The sequence below is a fragment of the Methanosarcina vacuolata Z-761 genome, from assembly GCF_000969905.1.
Classification (GTDB): Archaea; Halobacteriota; Methanosarcinia; order Methanosarcinales; family Methanosarcinaceae; genus Methanosarcina; species Methanosarcina vacuolata.
In genome coordinates, this window is the sequence record NZ_CP009520.1 from 3,539,095 (window position 1) to 3,556,780 (window position 17,686).

The 17,686-nt window shown below is 44.0% G+C and carries 9 protein-coding genes, 1 pseudogene and 1 CRISPR repeat array; of the genes and pseudogenes, 4 read left to right on the top strand and 6 right to left on the bottom strand.

What is annotated here, in order from left to right; all coding sequences use genetic code 11:
• Window positions 1-11: 11 nt before the first annotated feature.
• Window positions 12-1,085, bottom strand: coding sequence for a hypothetical protein (locus tag MSVAZ_RS14595; RefSeq protein WP_048122122.1), 1,074 nt, complete (start codon window positions 1,083-1,085; stop codon window positions 12-14).
• A gap of 411 nt (window positions 1,086-1,496) precedes the next feature.
• Between MSVAZ_RS14595 and MSVAZ_RS20550 the strand changes: the two genes are divergently transcribed.
• The 4 genes from MSVAZ_RS20550 (at window position 1,497) to MSVAZ_RS20555 (ending at window position 5,352) form a co-directional block, all read left to right on the top strand.
• Window positions 1,497-1,658 (top strand): hypothetical protein, encoded by a 162-nt coding sequence (locus MSVAZ_RS20550; RefSeq protein ID WP_157206103.1) that lies wholly within the window; start codon window positions 1,497-1,499, stop codon window positions 1,656-1,658.
• Window positions 1,655-2,296 carry a hypothetical protein gene (locus tag MSVAZ_RS14600; protein ID WP_048122124.1) on the top strand — a complete coding sequence of 214 codons (642 nt, stop codon included), beginning with the start codon at window positions 1,655-1,657 and terminating at the stop codon, window positions 2,294-2,296. Before MSVAZ_RS20550 ends, MSVAZ_RS14600 begins: the two co-directional genes overlap by 4 nt.
• A complete protein-coding gene (locus MSVAZ_RS14605; protein ID WP_048122126.1) occupies window positions 2,296-4,572 on the top strand; it encodes a phage/plasmid primase, P4 family in 2,277 nt (758 codons plus the stop codon). Before MSVAZ_RS14600 ends, MSVAZ_RS14605 begins: the two co-directional genes overlap by 1 nt.
• 600 nt (window positions 4,573-5,172) lie before the next feature.
• Window positions 5,173-5,352, top strand: a complete 180-nt coding sequence (locus tag MSVAZ_RS20555; RefSeq protein WP_157206104.1) for a hypothetical protein — start codon at window positions 5,173-5,175, stop codon at window positions 5,350-5,352.
• Between the two features lie 1,025 nt (window positions 5,353-6,377).
• Window positions 6,378-7,111: a CRISPR direct-repeat array (repeat unit 37 nt; unit sequence GGTCTAACCCTAGTTCCGTCACAACAAGCTCAGGAAC).
• Window positions 7,112-7,301: 190 nt separating this feature from the next.
• On the opposite strand, the pseudogene MSVAZ_RS14615 reads toward MSVAZ_RS20555, so the two are convergent.
• The 5 genes and pseudogenes from MSVAZ_RS14615 to MSVAZ_RS14635 all read right to left on the bottom strand — a co-directional run.
• Window positions 7,302-8,393 (bottom strand): annotated as a pseudogene (locus tag MSVAZ_RS14615) (RNA-guided endonuclease InsQ/TnpB family protein); the annotation flags it as partial.
• Between the two features lie 78 nt (window positions 8,394-8,471).
• On the bottom strand, window positions 8,472-11,465 hold the full coding sequence (locus MSVAZ_RS14620; protein WP_048122130.1) for a type I restriction endonuclease subunit R: 2,994 nt from the start codon (window positions 11,463-11,465) through the stop codon (window positions 8,472-8,474).
• 2 nt (window positions 11,466-11,467) lie between these two features.
• Complete coding sequence (locus tag MSVAZ_RS14625; RefSeq protein ID WP_048122132.1) at window positions 11,468-12,865, bottom strand: restriction endonuclease subunit S; 1,398 nt, start codon at window positions 12,863-12,865, stop codon at window positions 11,468-11,470.
• Window positions 12,862-14,697 carry a DUF262 domain-containing protein gene (locus MSVAZ_RS14630; RefSeq protein ID WP_048122134.1) on the bottom strand — a complete coding sequence of 612 codons (1,836 nt, stop codon included), beginning with the start codon at window positions 14,695-14,697 and terminating at the stop codon, window positions 12,862-12,864. The genes MSVAZ_RS14625 and MSVAZ_RS14630 overlap by 4 nt, the downstream gene beginning before the upstream one ends.
• The gene (locus MSVAZ_RS14635) at window positions 14,694-16,838 is read right to left on the bottom strand and encodes a type I restriction-modification system subunit M (protein ID WP_048122136.1); all 2,145 of its coding nucleotides are present in this window, start codon (window positions 16,836-16,838) and stop codon (window positions 14,694-14,696) included. Before MSVAZ_RS14635 ends, MSVAZ_RS14630 begins: the two co-directional genes overlap by 4 nt.
• Between the last annotated feature and the right edge of the window lie 848 nt (window positions 16,839-17,686).

Sequence of the window (17,686 nt, forward strand, 5' to 3'; positions counted from 1 at the left end):
GCAGTTGAGGGTTAGTGAGTCTCTGTTTTCTCCCTCAATTTTTCGAAATACTGAATATAAAAATCGTCATATGCTTTGAGTTTAGAGAATAGGTCTATTTCCGGATTCGCTTTATAATAAGCATGCATCTCTTTTGTTTTATTCACAAATTCTATTTCTTCAGGAGAAATAGTACCCTCATAAATGTCTTTCTCGACACAGAAATCAAACATTCTTTCAATCAGTACCGGACCTATGTAGAGTGGAAGCTTCATTTCGAACAGCTCACCTGACTTGTCCAACTGATAATAGTAAGACATAAGTTCTGAGTTTTCATCCTTTATTTTCTTTAGCCCTGCTGCAAACTCTGTCTTTATGATTTCTGTTATTGATATTTCTACTCTTTTAGAAATATTAAGCTGGGTTATCAGCGTTTTTGATTCTTTGTCCTTTATTTTCTTTGCCTCGGTCTCAAGCACTGTCGTTAATATTTCTGCCTGGTTTGGAATATTCAGCTTTGTCATTATTCTTTTCATCATTTCCGTGAACAGACCTACAGCGCCTCCTAGAAACATGTCTTCCAAAATCCTTTGCTCCCATTCAGGATAGTCCTTCCCCCATTTATCAAAATCATGCTTGTAAAGCTCGTAAGCTATGGTATCTACAGTTTCAGGGTAATATTTTATGCAAGTATCAAAAAATGAACTTGACAGGAAGAGTTGAATGCGAAATTTATTGGCCATAGGGGAATCTGGGTGAAGAAGAAAAAACCGTTTGAGAACGATCTTTAAAGTTTTTTCATATTTTTTCAGTTGTATTTCAGGGAAATGAAGTCTGATGTTTTTTACATGTTCGATTTTCCCTATGTCCCAATTATTTGGTAATCCTGACTTCTTCGGTGGAACTTTCTCAATACACAAATAGGGCTCGTGTTGTAAATCTTTTAGATGTCTTTTCATGTTTCTTATATCGGTTATCCCATATTTTTTTTCTAAATGTTTTCTTATATATGGCTCTGGAACAGTATCGTTCTGACCTATAATGAACTCGATTATTCCAGCCTTTACTTCATTTCGCTTTAGGTGATCACTTGCAGTTATCTCCATACGTTCTAAAGTATGCTATATGGTTTAATAGGTTTTGTACAGTTTTGAGAAATGACATAGGACCTAATTTTTGAGAAATGACATAGGACCTAATTTTTGAGAAATGACATAGGACCTAATTTTCATCAAATACCACTTTTTATTATTTATAAAATAGTTACGGATTAATTATCGGTGATTAAAAGCGAAATTCAGTTTTGAAAATCGAAAAATCCAGAAAGTTAAGTATTCATTCCTAATATCGCTCCCAATTCGATGGGCAAAGAGCATGAAGTTCTCCAAGGGCAACTCCTTGAGAATAGAAGTGCAAGACAATTGCAATTTAAGGGTTAAACCGGTTCCACAAACCCGACAAGATTCTGAAGGAACCGGAACCGAAGCCCCAAGCTAACTAAAAGAAGAGGTATCGGTATGAAAACAATGACTTTAGAGAATAAAGACTTTGCCGCATGGGCAAAAGAAAAGTGCGCCCGTTATCCGGAAATCATAAAGTATATGCGAAATAGCTTTGACCCGTTGGAAAGGGCAATCGCGATCAGAATTATGAAAAACGCAGGAGTGGACCAGCTATGACTCCTTCTCAGAATACTTCAAGAACGCTATCAGTAAAGAAAACTCTCTATGCTCAGGAAATGAGTAACAAGGGAACTACAGATGGTCCACAAAGCAGAAGCCCCCCGAAAAATGGTTTGAAGTATATTCCCATGAAAACTGATCCAATCCTGACCGCAGACTATCCATACGACTATAGGATGGAGCTGCTGGACAGATTTACTCAGGTTAGTGAACCCGATGAAAAACTCGTAAACGAGATGTTCCAAGCCTTTGAAACATTAATTGCAGTGGGAATTGGCGATGAAGTCTTCGTTAGGAGGTGCTACAAATGGCCCTACGAGCGAATACATGGGGGGAGGAGGTCAGTAATGACCACATTCTACGTAGACACGATCTCTTATGTTCGTGTAACTAAGGACCCTCATGGGAATGGTTTCAAAATCGTTCCACTGACGGCCGGCCAAGTTCGAGCTTCACGTCACTCCTCCAATTATGAGAGGGATCTGCGAGATCTCTATTGTGAAGTTACACTGAACAGGAACGCAGACGAACAGGTCGCAAATGAACTTTTCCAAGAATTTGGGGCACTAATTGCAGTTAATTTCAAAAACGGCAGTTTCACTAGGAACGGCGGTTTCACCAGGAGGGGTACATAATGCCCCTCCCCGCGAATATCGACTCTATTATTCCTTTGGAAATGGTAGTTTATAATCAGTGGGTTCTCTGGAAATATGAAGAGGTAGACGGCAGGATGACAAAAGTCCCATATCAAACCAATGGGAAAAAAGCCGCTTCCACAAGGCCAGAAACTTGGACGACATTAGGTGACGTATTAAAAGTAGCTGATAACTTTGATGGTATCGGATTCGTATTTACTGAGGACTCCGGGATAGTAGGACTGGATTTCGACCATGTAAAAAAAGGAGCCATTTGGGACCTTGAGGCTCTCTACGAGATTCGAAGCCTCAATTCATACTCCGAATTATCTCCGAGTGGCGAAGGTGCTCACGTTTATGTATTTGCGAAATCCCCAGGCAACGTAAGAAAAAAAGGCAATCGGGAAATGTACAGCTCTGGTAGGTACTTCACAGTTACGGGAGACAAAATTCCTAATACTCCAGACAGCATAAATGAAAATCAGGAAGCTGTAAATGCACTTTACAAAAAGTGGTTCACTGAAGACAACAAGGAAAATACACGGATAAAGCACCCTGAGAGCGACAACCCCGATGAAGATATTATAAGCTTCTGCAAAAAATCGAAGAACGCGCAGAAGTTTGAAAAACTGTATGCTGGAAACGTCGAAGGATATCCGTCGCAATCTGAGGCTGATCTGGCTCTGTGCTCTATTATTGCCTTCTATACGCAGGATAAGGAACAGATCCAGAGAATATTTTCAGGATCGGGGCTATATCGGCCGGAAAAATGGGGACGTCGGCAAGACTATGTAGAAACCACGATTAAAAAAGCTCTCTCTGGCCTTACGGACGTGTATACAGGCGAAAAGAAAAAAGACCAATCTGCAAGGCAGAAAATAGAAGTTCCATTCGATGTCGTGGGCAACAGAATAATGCAGAAATTCCACATAATGACCTTGGACGATACGAAGGAAATTTTCCTTTATGAGAACGGCGTTTATAAAGCCGAAGGCGCGGAAACTAAAATAAACAAAGAAATCCGCGAGGAGTATACCAGGGTATACATAGATGAATGGAACGAAAAAATAGGAACTGATTTGCCTGAGCATCTGCCTGTGGGAAACGGTGTATATGTCAATGAAGTGATGAATTATATAAAAATATACACCGCGAAAAACAGGGTCGAAATAGACCAAGGGCAGGAGGATCTCATCAATCTGAAGAATGGAATCTTCAATTTCGAGACACTCAAACTTGAGCCGCACGATCCGGAAAAGTATATGATTCGACAAATTCCGGTCATTTATGACCCTGAAGCACAATGCCCCCAAATCTCCAAATTCCTATCGAGTGTTGTCCACGAAGAGAACGTAAAAGTCTTAATCGAGTTTGCAGGGTACGCTTTACTTCCAACCACTAGGATGCAGAAAGCACTCATGCTGTATGGAAACGGCGGGAACGGTAAGTCCATATTCCTGAGATTTCTAATCGCTTTTGTAGGCGAGGCAAACACCAGTAATGAGAGTTTGCAGCGATTGGAAACTGACAAATTCGCCGTATCAAACTTATATGGGAAGCTTTTAAATGTTTTTCCTGACCTCAGTGACCAAGCCCTAGGTCATAACGATACATTTAAAGCACTGGTCGGCGGCGACAGGATGAGGGCGGAAAAGAAGTACAAAGACGCCTTCGCATTCTATAATATAGCTCGCCTGGTATATTCCGCAAACAAGATACCACCAGCCAAGGATGATACAAGGGCATACTACCGAAGATGGATTCTGGTCGAGTTTCCGAACGTGTTTGAGGGCAGCAACGAAGATAAAGACTTAATCCGTAAACTGACCACAGAGGATGAACTCAGTGGATTTTTAAATCTCGCAATCGAGGGTGTATTTGAGGCTGTATATGTAAATGAGAAGTTCTCATACTCTCGCTCAATCGGTGATGTTGAAAAGCTATATAAAAAGAACAGCTCTCCGGTTGAGGCTTTTGCAGAGCAGTGCTTAATACCTTCGGATTCAAACACAGAGAAAACGACTATGTACGATGCATTCATGACGTGGGCTAAGAACAACAATGTGAAGGCACTCAGTTACATTGGCTTTTGCAAAAAAATGAAATCGCTTGGATACACAGATGCAAGGCCGTGGGGTGATAGGCATGAGTCAAGGGGGAATGTTTGGGCGGGTATCAGCATCGACATGGGAAAGGTTGAGAAAACACAGCCTGTCTCAAAAGAGACTACGGGAGACATCTGGGACGGGATGACAGGGTTTAAACCCCCACTGTAGTTATAATTTTGAAATTATTGTGTATATACCATATAAGCATACAATACGCGTGGATATTAAATTGGCCATAATAGTTTTTGGCAACCATCCTGTCTCCCGGCCTCAATGGTAAAAACGTCATCATGTGAGCTCATAGCCTGGAACAGGATGGCTTTTTTATCCTGTACCAATTCGCTGCCAATGCACAGAACCGTTTCAAAGTTGCTCCCCTCGGATCTTGTTGACACTGTGTTTAAAACGATAGCGTCAATAAGTTCTTGAACTCTTCAGTATGCGACGCGCTAGCCCCGACATGTCACGGGTGTTTCTGCAGGCTTCCTAGGAGATCTTTTTCTATCTATGTTAATTAAATCCTGAGACTGAATCAAATGATGTCAGAGAAGAATGTCGGAATCTAAAGACTATTTTGAGGTTCAACCCGTTGAGTTATACTTAAAATATATAATAATGTGAATATATATCATTAGGGATCTGTATATTGAATATTGGTGATAAATTATGTCCTTTGATTATGATGGAACGAAATGGTTTGTCGCTGGTTTTGAGGGTGGAATAGCTGGGGAATATCATGATGTACCATGGGAATTTGAGGGATCAACGGTGCGTGCCGGATTTCTCTGGAAAGGCGACTTGTCGCCCTGTGGTCCCGATCGGATCAACTGTTCTATCATGCATTCTCATGGGGGCATAGATAGTTTTGACATTGTTTTTTTGTCTCCCGGTTGGTTCGTTGCAATGAAGGGAGGTGAGCCTTACAGGTTAGGTAAGCGTATTGTGTAACAAACAAAACAAATAAGACTTATCCAGAAAACGCTGTACTGTCTAAATCCTATTTATTATGATGGGACTTACGTACTTGATTTGGGATCTCAAGTGTATAAGTCCCAAGATGATAACCTAACTATATAGATATATAATCTTTACCTTAACTATATACCAATCTGCTTTTAACATGTTGCCTGCACAATCAAATCAGCCTGTAAAAACAGTATCGTTTGGGCGCGTCTAACTAGCGAAATGATGTCCATAGAAAAGCGAACCACCCTGCCGGTCCGAAAAGTCATTCGGTTCTAGCTACCCCCAGGGCTTCCGTTGTTGTTTCTCGTTCGGATTGGATGTACGACGGTCAAGATTTATATTGTGCATGTTTTCAATTTGCCAGAACTACCGGATATGTTCACGCTCGACCAAAACGAGGTGGTACTTTCCACAGGCTCTAGTAGTTTTTACATAAACGCTTACTGACGCACTCGCATAATACTCTTATCTCAGCAGGGTCTGGTCAATATGTCCTGCTAAGCTCAACGGGCTACAAGCTATAAGATAGAACAGGGCTAGAGGCAAAAGCAGACGTAATTTCACGGTGTCAGCCTTATATTCAGGGTTGGCACCGTGAATGACTGATTGCTGCGTTGACGAGACGCAGCGATAGAAACGACGGGTTGACGAAACCCAACAAGGTGACTAAGCACGAGTGCACGGACGCACGCGGGCGAAGTGCAGTATTGACGATGTACTGCACCCCTATATTATCTCGTGAGTATTTAGCGTTTAAGAATTCCTCGGACTTTTTTCCAAATGTAAACAGTTGGCCCAGACTCCCTCCTGAAATCTTGTCTGTTTTTGCCAGAGACGAACACAACTTGGCGTGGGGGCTACCCCCAGGGCGTCGCCTGAATTCCGCCGCAACAAGCTCAGGACCCCGTGGGCGGGGCAAGGGTCACAGTCGTCATGCAGGTCTAACCCGACCGTCACAACAAGCTCAGGAACATCGAGTACGTTGCTCGCGAGTCCGGACACGTTGGGGTCTAACCCTAGTTCCGTCACAACAAGCTCAGGAACAATCTGAACGAGCGATTTCATGGTCCGTTTCTGGGGGTCTAACCCTAGTTCCGTCACAACAAGCTCAGGAACTCGTTTAGTCTGGTCTTTGCGTTCTTGTGTTCCTGAAGGTCTAACCCTAGTTCCGTCACAACAAGCTCAGGAACCCTGCAGGTCGTGGCCGGTCTTATCGCGATGGCGGCAGGGTCTAACCCTAGTTCCGTCACAACAAGCTCAGGAACAACACCTAGAGGCACAGGGGGCATTTGTGCTTATGCCCCCCGCAGTCATGCTTTTTTCAAAAACGGGTCTAACCCTAGTTCCGTCACAACAAGCTCAGGAACCTGTCTTACATTGTGAAATGCTATCGGATGTCTCTTTTGGGGTCTAACCCTAGTTCCGTCACAACAAGCTCAGGAACATGAACGTACATGATAGGGACGCGCTTGAGATTTTTGGGTCTAACCCTAGTTCCGTCACAACAAGCTCAGGAACATTGATCTTGGCGATCTGGCCATTCATCCTTTTTGAGTGGTCTAACCCTAGTTCCGTCACAACAAGCTCAGGAACTCAGGTGCAGGCCACTATCAACCAGTGCCCGAAGGCAGGTCTAACCCTAGTTCCGTCACAACAAGCTCAGGAACCCCGTTTGCTTTACCATATACAATTTCAGATAATTTAGGTCTAACCCTAGTTCCGTCACAACAAGCTCAGGAACAGGGCAAAAATTCCCTCTTTTCGTTCATCTGAGCTATTTTAGAACTGGATTGTTTGAAAGACAGTATTTCATGCCTTTTTGGATGTAACCCGACATCCTCTATCCCGTCTGCAAAAGCTTCCGGGATTGCCTTTTTGATTATATTGAGCGCCCCGTTCAAATCTGCGTTTATGATAGTTCCGCTGGCAGACCTGAACTGTCCTCTGTTTATCCGTTTTCCTACGTATGACTCGTGGTGTTTCACAGGTTCGTTATCCAGGAAACTGCATTTCGAGGTATGACTTTCCTCATTGACTATGACGTCAATTCCGACTTCTTCGGCCTTGTACTTGATCATCTGAATCAGCGTGGCAAACGGGATGTTCACGAAGTTCTGGTTATTTCGCTTCCCGTGGTTGATTTTCTGTTTCCAGTCGGGATTGTTTCCGATCACGATCGTTTTGACCTCGTTTGATCTGGCATACTCGATAACGTCCCTGCTCAACTTATGGAAGTAGTCTTTGATCTTGTTATTCCGTTTCCAGTCAAGTTTAGCAAGCTTCTTGCCGTATTTGAGACCGGACTTATCGTAAACGCTCTGGACCCTTGCCTTCTCCTTATTGTAGAACTGGTTCATGCTTTTCACAACGCCGCCCTTAACGACAATCGGGTCTGCCCCGAAGTTGTTTCCGATAGTTACGACGTTAGATACACCTAAATCAATTCCGATTACCCGCGTGGAATCCAGCTCACAGGGCGTGACTTCCTTCTCGTAAACGATCTCACAGACGTAGTTGAACCGCCTCGGGATTATTCGTACCTGGCACAGCTTTACGTCCTTCAGCCTTGTTTTAAATTCCAGGTCGATCTTTCCGGGGAATTTCAGGACACCATCTTTGATTTTGCACTGCTGATTCGTGAAGACCAAAATGTTCTCCCCGTCTTTCGGCTTGTACTTTGGTGGGTTCGGCTCACCCTGAAACTTCGAATGATCCTTTTTCCATTCCTTGATGGCCCTGAAAAAAGACTTCCAATTCTTATCGAGGAGTTTTAAGATCTGCTGAGATGTTTGTGCAGGGAGCTGTTTGTACTCATCTGTGTTTTTCAACGTTGAGCATAACTCAGAGTACCTAATCCATTTCTGGCTACGTTTGAGTTCCTGCTGGATCCGATAATTCGCTGCGTTGTACAGGTTTTTTGAAGCGTGGCACGTAGCTGATATGGACTCTGATTTGAATTGTATCTGCTCAGTCCGTGTGACTGTCATACCCGAGTTCTCCCGCAGTATAAAATCTGACCCCATATATATAATTAGCAAGGAGATATATTAAATCAACTAATACTGAAAATTGACGTTGTGACGTCTCAGTTATATTGCATTTCATTCTTTTTTGCTGTCGTCCCAGGTCAGCGAAAATAGTGTGTCCAGCACGGCACGGCGGAAAGATTCGTTATCACTAAACTGCTTGAAGAACTCAGTCTCGATACTCATGCGTGCAATTGCTGCACGTTGAGCAGCCTTGTCAAGTTCAATGCGAGCGTTTTGTTTGTCCGAGTTTTTTCGGGCATTCTGGTAAGCGGTGTCTGCCAGTACCGCTGCCGGAAGTTCTTCAGTTATCAGGTGGATAATCCTATCGGAATCAGTCCAGTGGATGCCGCCAAACTGGTCGTTAAAACTCTTGATGATATTACTGAGCCGGTCTAATTCAGGTTCAGATTTGAACCCACCACTGCTTGCAGGCACAGGCTCGATTTCGGCATCTGAATCCGGAAGCTGGATTTTTACCACAGCCTGTTTTTCAACTCTGTAACTGTCCATATCTATGGCTTCGAGAATGCCTTTCGAGAGATCTTCTTCGATAGGGGCTGGCAGTTTGGGTACCAGGAAGTTAAGGAATATTGAGAGCTTTTCCCATTCGGCATCTGTATATGGAAGAATCGATGCAAGGAAACCATAGGTACGGTTGAAAGCTTTTGCTTTGCCTTTGAAATCAACCTGTCCGTCTTCATCAAGCTGTTCTTTATAAACGGCTACACATACGTCAAGAATGGGATCGAGTTTATCGCGGTCAGAGCCATTGAGATAAAGTTCAACTAACTGCTCTATATCCTTAGGCGCATAGACCTGGTAGTTATCAAGGTCGGCCTTCAGGTCATGGAGCTTGTTGGGGTCAGTCTCGTCACTCAGAATTGTAGTACGGTAGTAATTTGAGAAAGCAGCCTGGATTGTATCAGTGGTATTCATGAAGTCCAGAACAAAAACGTCATGCTTCTGAGGGTGTGCCCGGTTAAGCCTTGAGAGTGTCTGAACAGCCTTGATATCAGATAGTACCTTGTCCACGTACATCGTATGCAGGAGCGGCTCGTCATAGCCGGTCTGGAATTTATCGGCACAGATTAGGAACCTGTAAGGGTCTTCTTTGATCTTTTCTTCGATCTTATTTGATGGGAAATCGTTGATCAAGGCCTCGGTAACTTTTACACCACCATATTTGCGCTCTCCTGAAAAAGCGACAATTGCCTGATACTGGCTTTTCCTCTCGATGAGATAGTCGTGGATAGCATAATAGTACTGAATTGCGCGTTCTACCCCGTCCGTAACCACCATCGCCCTTGCCTGCCCGCCAATTTTTTTAAGCGCGATCACTTGCTCCTGAAAATGATCAACCATGATCTCAGCTTTGAGCTGGATAGCGTAGTTATGACCTTCAACATACTTGCGGAGTTTCTTCTTCGCTTGCTTGGTATCGAATTCCGGATCGTTTTCCACAGTTTTGATAAGTTTGTAGTAACTGTTAACAGGAGTATAATAACTGAGAACGTCCAGGATGAATTCTTCCTGAATCGCCTGTTTCATGCTGTAGGTATGGAAAGGCCGGTGTTTAACCTGTTCATCTTCTTGATAAGGTTCCCCGAAGAGTTCCAGGGTTTTGTTCTTAGGAGTTGCAGTAAACGCAAAGTAGCTGGCATTTGGAAGCATTTTGCGGGCCTCCATTCGTTTTTCCAGTGCATCGTTTATGGTATCTTCGGGATCAAAAAGGGCTTCGTTCATTGCTGCCGATGTGCGCCCTCCCTGGCTGGAGTGAGCTTCATCAATTATGATTGCGAATTTACGACCACGGTGATCCGTTCCAATTTCATCGAGGATGAACGGAAATTTCTGGACCGTGGAGATGATTATCTTTTTTCCGCCTTCAATGAACTTCCTGAGGTCGCCTGAGTGGTCGGCGTGCCCTACTGTTGAGCTTACCTGAGCAAACTGCCTGATTGTATCGCGGATCTGCTTATCGAGAACACGCCGGTCAGTGATGACAATAATAGAGTCGAAGATTTCTTTGTCATCTTTTTTGAGGCCAATAAGCTGATGTGCGAGCCACGCAATGGAATTGCTTTTGCCACTGCCAGCCGAGTGCTGGATAAGATATCGATTGCCTGCTCCGTGTTGACCTGCATGAGCAAGAAGTTTCCTGACTACATCGAGCTGGTGATATCGAGGAAAAATCTGCACTACCTTTTCGATTTTTTTTGTTTTCGCGTTTTTATACTCCACTACCTGCGCGTAATTTTCAAGGATATTGGTAAGGCTTTTTGGCGTGAGAATGCGCTTCCACAGGTAATCGGTCTTGATACCATTTGGATTTGGAGGGTTGCCTGCACCGTCATTGTAGCCCTGGTTGAAGGGAAGGAACCAGGAGCTTTTGCCGCTCAGTTGTGTGCAGAACTTTACCTCCTGGTCATCCACAGCAAAATGAACCATACAACGCCCGAACTGGAAAATAAGCTCTTTTGCATCACGATCTCGTTTGTACTGTTCCACTGCGTCTTCTACTGTCTGCTTCGTGAGGCTGTTTTTGAGTTCAAAAGTGGCTATAGGCAGCCCGTTGATGAAAAGCGCAAGGTCGAGGGCAAGTTTTGTTTCATCCCGGCTGTACCTGAGCTGTCTGGTTACGCTGAAGCGGTTCAGAGCATTGTTCACTTCGGCTTTTGTGTTTCCGGGCGTGGGAGTTCCGTAGAAGAGATCTATATTGTGAGGCCCGTGCTTTATGCCTTTGCGCAGAACGTCGATTACGCCTCGCTTAGTGATTTCCCCCTGCAAGCGGAAGAGGAATTTCTGTCGTGTTGGGCTGGAGTTCCCGAGGTCAAGGGATTCTGCCAGTTCGGGCTGTGTTGATTTCAGGAAAGCAGTCAGTTGGACAAGATCCACAGAGTACTCGCGGTTATAATCCTGCCATCGCCCGAGTATCCAGCCGGTACCACCGTAAAGAGCGCATGGTTCTCTGCCTATGTCTGTCTGTGCCTGAGAAGTTGCCGGCTTTCCGGCCATCGCTTCAACAATAAGGGTTTCGAGACCTTTTTCAGTGGTATCGGTTGGCATGTTTATTCTTCCTCTGGCTCACTTTCAAGCTCTTCTTCAGCCGTTTCTTCGTCTCCGGCAAATTCGTCTTCGAGAACTTCTGTTTCATCGGTTTCTTCAGGTAGATTCGCCGCTGCCTCTCTCACGTCTAGTTTGCCAGTTACAACGTCAGCTATCAGGCGGGTGCGGTATTCACGTAAAAGAGAAATTCCTTGGTTATACGCATGAATTGCATGTTCTAGTTCACTAGTTGCATTGTAAATTTTATCAAGAATCGCTTGCTGTTCAACAATTGGAGGCCGAATAATAGGTATGCTAAGGAATTGTTCGGGATACAAGCGGAGGCGTGAAGAACGGATACCAGTTGAACGACAAACATACTCAGCTACATAAGGCTTTATTCGCAACAATAAGTCTATGAACTGAGGAAGAAATGCATCTTTTTGAATAGGCCTGTAAACTGCATAGGAAGGGCTTACGATACCAGTCTGTCGTGCAATACCAAGTGCCGCCATCCAAGCCCACATAGTGTTAATAACAAGATCGCCTTCTCTACAAAGCTTATGACCCACATAAGACTCGGCCATAAACATCGTTATGTTCTTTTCAGATCTTGGTGTAACACCTGTAATATGTGAGACGGAAAGCAATTCTTCAGAGCCCGTAGAAGAACGCTCGTCAACTTCTCGATAATACCACTTGGCTGGTTTTACTTCCCAATGCTCTGGTATCTCCCCTAACCACTCTATCCCCGAAGGCTTGAGCTTAACATTGGGATCAAGCCCACGGGTGACAGCTTGATGGATAATTGCCTGCTTCTGCTCCTCCAGCAGCTTGATTAATTTCTTTTTTGCAAGGATATAGTGCCGAATGCGTCGGTCTATGTGATCTAGATACCGGACGATGGCGGATTGTTCGGAGAGAGGAGGAACCGGGCATGGAAGATACTTGAAATCACGCCAATCAAGATTTTGACGAAGCCCAGAACCACGTCCATAGAAAATTTTCATCAGGTCATAAGTGTGAAGAAGGAGATGACCATACTCCGGTATTAGAAGCTTCTGTGTTTGAAAACACATATATGCAGAAGTGATTATGCCTTTCGTCTTAGCAAAACCAAACCTCAGGCTGTTTTGATCGTTTTGAAGATCAGTCGATCGGATTATGATATCATTTGGCTCAATAATTTGATATGTCTCAAATGATTCAGGAACTAGACCATGCAACTTCTCAGGAGGTTTGATAACTATCTGTCCATAGCTGAGGGAAAGTACTGTTTTTTCTAGAAGCCCGATATTAGGCACTTTCTTTTCAGTAAAGCATGCACGTCCAGGCAGTTGTTTCCAATGCTCCGGCACATCTCCTATCCAAGGTATGCCTGAATCTTTGTATGCTGGATAGGGTTTGAGGGCGTGGATCATTTATCCACTTCCCGTAGAAGATCTTCTGGAGTCCAGATGCGCTTGGCGAGTTGAAGGTAAAGCGCTCCACGTTCATCAAGATCTTTTTTCTTGAACTGCACATGTGCCTTAAACGGCAAGCCGCTATCTTGCACAAAACGCAGGAAACCTGAATTATGATCATAGCACTGAGGATGCAAAGAGCGAGCGAGAAGGTTTAATTCTTGGGTGTTATAATGTGGCAGTTTTTCCTCATAAGCTAAGTCACCATAACTGGCGTTAAAACTCTTAGGTAGAAGTAACAGCCCACCTATGCGGTTGCGGTACTCGGCGAAATCAGCGTACTGGCTGAACTCATCAATATGCCTCTCGTGATGGTCAGCCCATATGTGTTCTATTTCATAGCGTTCCTTTCCTTCTTTAACATACTCAATGTAACGCGAGGTTTTTCCGGACTGTATTTCCACATAGTCAGTCAGGCGGGCTAAAACACGGTGCAGAGAACGACGATTCTGCTGATGAACACGTAAAGAAGTATTGCTCTCAAAAGTTTCTTTCTCTTTGCACAGGATTTCATAGAGCTTGCATGCCAGCGGTTCAGGGTCCAACCCACGTATATCACGCATGATGAGGAACATAGAATACTGCATGGTGGAATAAGCAATGCTTCGGAAGTTCCACAAGCGCCAAGTGAGCAGAATATCTAAGAAGCGACTTACAATACGTAGCTTTCTTCTCACAACTTCGTCTTTGTCACTGGGACGAAGTGGAGCAAGTAACAGCATATATTGTAGTGTGAATCCATTCTGGGCATTATAGAGAACGCACTCCAGTCCATCAACTGACTTGTGTGATGCCTCTAAGAGACGCAGGTATTGACGGCTGTAAAAACCAAAATCTATTTCTATGAATCGATAAAAATCAGAGCTTTGCTTGAGCCCAATTGATTCTCTTGCATCATGCAGCCAGCGATGAAACTCAGTGCCTATGCGGTCGAAGTCTTCGGACTTTGCACCTTTCTTGCGTTCACGAATCTTGGTAGCGTACTGGCTACGCAGCCAGGCTTTAAAACAGTCCGATTCTACATCCTTGCCTGCTTCGTTTAGCTCGCGGATTCTTTCACGCCAACGGTCGTTGGCAGAAATACGTTTGGATGTATTATCGATGTTAGCCAACAGGTATCCCTTGAGCATTTCCGTATTACTGAGAGACAGGCCGCGGTCATTCATTGTCTCAAAAATTGTATAAGCATCATCGTCGGAGTAAGCAGTTATCTCAACAAGATGCACGTTTTCCAGCAACCAGTCTATGAAGTACGGCAACGCATTATCACACAACTCTTCGGGGAAGCAAGCCTCAAGATCTTGATAGCGCTGATAAAGATTCTGCACTGACTCTGTGCAGTCAGTGACGTCAAAGGGCTGTCCTTCGTATAGAGCTTCCATGCAAGCTGTCCGATCTTCAACATAAATATTGAAAGATTTTTGGCCGAATTTCTCGGAAACTATCATCTCATCTACATTAACTTGGTCTTTACGGCCATTTTGTAGATTACGCAACAGGATGAGTAGCAATGTGAGGCTAGTAAGGCGTTGCTGACCATCAACGATGTAATTGAGATTGTCCTTCTTGCTGATAATAATTGAACCAAGAAAGTAGTGTGGGTATTCAGCGACTTTGTCGCGTGGGTGATCTGGCTGATATTCTTCAAGGAACTTCCCGCTCAAGTCAGCAACCAATTCTTGTATATTCTTTTCACGCCAATTGTACTCCCGCTGGTAATAGTCGATAGAGTACTTTACTCCCTTGAGCAGACTGCGGACTGTTTTGGCATCTCCTCTTATTTCTCTCATCTACTATCTCTCCCTATGATTTCATCCAGCAGCCCATCGGTCTCTTTCTCAAGCGCTAGAATATCTGCACGGATTTCCTCAAGAGAACGCAACGGCTGAGGCTTGTAGAAGTAACGGGTAAAACTGATCTCATACCCGGTTTTTATGCTGCTCTCTTCGATCCAGGCATCCGCAGCATATGGGAGTACCTCGCGCTGGATAAAAGCCTCTATGCCTCCTTCCTCCAGCAACGGCACCTGTTCAGTATCGCGAAGTTCTGTATCAGGCTCATATTCTACCACACAGAGCTTGCCGTTCACAGTTGCCTCAAAACGACCATGCAGAGGGTCAGCCTCAGCTTTTCCGGGTTTATACACCTTTTTGATAACAGGTACAGCCAGCTCGTCTTTCCTGGCAAGGCTGTTCTGTAGAATTTTGAGCCGTTTGGATGTGAGTTTGACTCCGGCCTTGCTCGCCAGGGTCTCGACAGAAGAGAGGAAAGTATTGAAATCATTATGTGGACCTGGACCAAGCTGAACTGCAGCCATATCGATAAGTGTGGCAAGATGCTCTTCCCCGACCTCTATACAGGTCTTTCTGAAGTTGGCGGTCGCATCTAGTGTCAGATCAATAGCAAGACGTAATGGCCTTTCGACTGTCACTTTCCAGTACCCAAAAGCAGCATTTGGGAAAATTTTAGATTGCTCGGATTCTTCAAAAGCGAGAAAGGTATCACAGATCTTCTGGACATCCTCATCAGACAGCTCACAGTTTTTCTTGCCCAGGTTCTTGCGAAGAGATACGTACAACTGCGTTGCATCGATAAGCTGAACTTTACCCTGTCTGTGTTCTGGCTTGCGGTTTGTTAGAACCCATATATAGGTCGCAATGCCGGTGTTATAGAACATATTCAGAGGCAAGGCGACAATCGCTTCCAGCCAGTCATTTTCAATGATCCACCTGCGAATGTTACTCTCACCCTGGCCTGCATCGCCAGTAAAAAGTGAAGAACCATTGTGAACTTCAGCGATTCGGCTTCCGAGTCTAGTATCATGTTTCATTTTCGAAAGCATGTTGACCAGAAATAGCATCTGCCCGTCACTAGAACGTGTGAGTAACGAATATTCTGGATCGTCTGCATGTTCTATAACAAACCGCAGGTCTTTAATGCCATCTTTTCCACCCATCCTTTCAAGGTCGCTCTTCCAGCTCTTACCATAGGGCGGGTTTGAAAGCATAAAGTCGAACTCGCGGGCCGGAAAAGCATCGTTGGATAGGGTCGAATACTCAGGTCCTCCAACAAGGTTGTCTGCTGCGTCGCCTTCGCCCTTGAGCAGAAAATCAGCCTTAGCAATAGCATAGGTTTCGGCGTTGATCTCCTGGCCATACAGATGTGTTGCAACCTGTTTTTCGTGTTCTTCTGCGAGCTGTTTCAGTTCTTCTTCAGCCACGGTCAGCATACCGCCGGTTCCACATGCCCCGTCGTAAAGCAGGTATGTTCCTGATTCAATCCGGTCGGCCACAGGAAGGAAGATCAGCCTTGCCATAAGCTTTACAGCATCGCGTGGAGTCCAGTGCTCGCCGGCCTCCTCGTTATTTTCCTCATTGAAACGCCTTAAAAGCTCTTCAAAGATCGTACCCATACCGTGGTTGTCAAGACCAGGATATTTCACTGAGTCGTCGCCATTCATAACCGGATCTGGACTCAAGTTTATCGACGGGTCAAGAAACTTTTCGATTAACTTGCCGAGCACATCAGCCTTGGAAAGACGTGGAATCTGGTTTCTGAACTCAAAATTGTCAAGAATATCCTGGACGTTAGGAGAAAAACCGTCAAGGTAAGCTTCAAAGTCGGCCTTTAGCTGCTGCTGGCTTGCTCTGGAACGCAGATCCCTCAGGGTGAATTTCGATGTGTTATAGAAAGCCTGCCCTGCAGCCTCGCGTAATGGCTGGTCCTGGTTTTTGATGTCTGCCCCATCGAGAAGTGATTTCATATCGAGAACAGATTGTTTTGTAGGTTCAAGCACCGCATCCAAACGTCTCAGAACAGTCATAGGTAGGATTACATCACGGTACTTACCACGGACATAGAGATCTCGCAGCACATCGTCTGCAATTCCCCAGATGAAATTAGTGATCCAGTTTAAGTCGTTTTCAATCATTTTGTAGCCTTGAAGTTGTGCTCAGTTTATATTTCCAAGAGAATTTCGGTTAGCCCTTTATCTTACTGTTTTCAGGATTTTCTATTCAAGTATGTATAGTAACCGTTTTAACTTTTTCTTTTCGGTTTTGAAGTTCCACAATAAGCGGGGTTTCCGTGTGAAGCTGAAATGACACGGATTTCAAATGTGCGATGAAGTTGCCTCGCCCACAAGCCAATATTTATTTAAAAGAAAAACGAGAACTTTATGAGATAAATATAACAGAAAATACTAAATAGTAGCCCACCATGTTAATCTATAGACACATAGCACAATTTTTCATGGCTCTAAATATCGAATTTTTTTCTAGCGGTGAACTTCCCTCTATCTATCAGTCTTATAACTATATAATAAATATGATGGTGAACAGTATAGAAAATTTTACTGGTTGGAAGAAAACAAAAAGCTTAACCTGGAAGCTGCAAACTCAAGGAAATTGCTATTTTCCGGTTCAGACAAGTATATTTTTTTCGACTTTCAAAAAACTTTAGTTTTCTAATTTCTAATTTTTAATTTATGAAATGGCTTTTAATTTGTACCATGAACCTGGAACTTTTTAAAAGCTATACCCTTAATGTTAACAGGCGAAAAGTATATACTTGTTAACAATTGTATATTAAAGAATTCTTATCAACGCAGATCGATTAAGTACTGCGTTCACATCTGTAAAATTAATATCCTCTGGTTGCGGTTCTGGAAAGTCGGTTAAAAGTCGGTTAAATATGACCGGAAATCCCTCTTTCCGGCAAAACCGCAGAAAATCACATCAAAACCACAACCTGAGGACTTATACATTTTACTCAAACGGA

Coding starts and splice junctions, on each gene's coding strand:
- MSVAZ_RS14595 (WP_048122122.1), bottom strand. CDS start 1,085: ATGGAGATAACTGCAAGTGATCACCTAAAGCGAAATGAAGTAAAGGCT.
- MSVAZ_RS20550 (WP_157206103.1), top strand. CDS start 1,497: ATGAAAACAATGACTTTAGAGAATAAAGACTTTGCCGCATGGGCAAAA.
- MSVAZ_RS14600 (WP_048122124.1), top strand. CDS start 1,655: ATGACTCCTTCTCAGAATACTTCAAGAACGCTATCAGTAAAGAAAACT.
- MSVAZ_RS14605 (WP_048122126.1), top strand. CDS start 2,296: ATGCCCCTCCCCGCGAATATCGACTCTATTATTCCTTTGGAAATGGTA.
- MSVAZ_RS14620 (WP_048122130.1), bottom strand. CDS start 11,465: ATGCCAACCGATACCACTGAAAAAGGTCTCGAAACCCTTATTGTTGAA.
- MSVAZ_RS14625 (WP_048122132.1), bottom strand. CDS start 12,865: ATGATCCACGCCCTCAAACCCTATCCAGCATACAAAGATTCAGGCATA.
- MSVAZ_RS14630 (WP_048122134.1), bottom strand. CDS start 14,697: ATGAGAGAAATAAGAGGAGATGCCAAAACAGTCCGCAGTCTGCTCAAG.
- MSVAZ_RS14635 (WP_048122136.1), bottom strand. CDS start 16,838: ATGATTGAAAACGACTTAAACTGGATCACTAATTTCATCTGGGGAATT.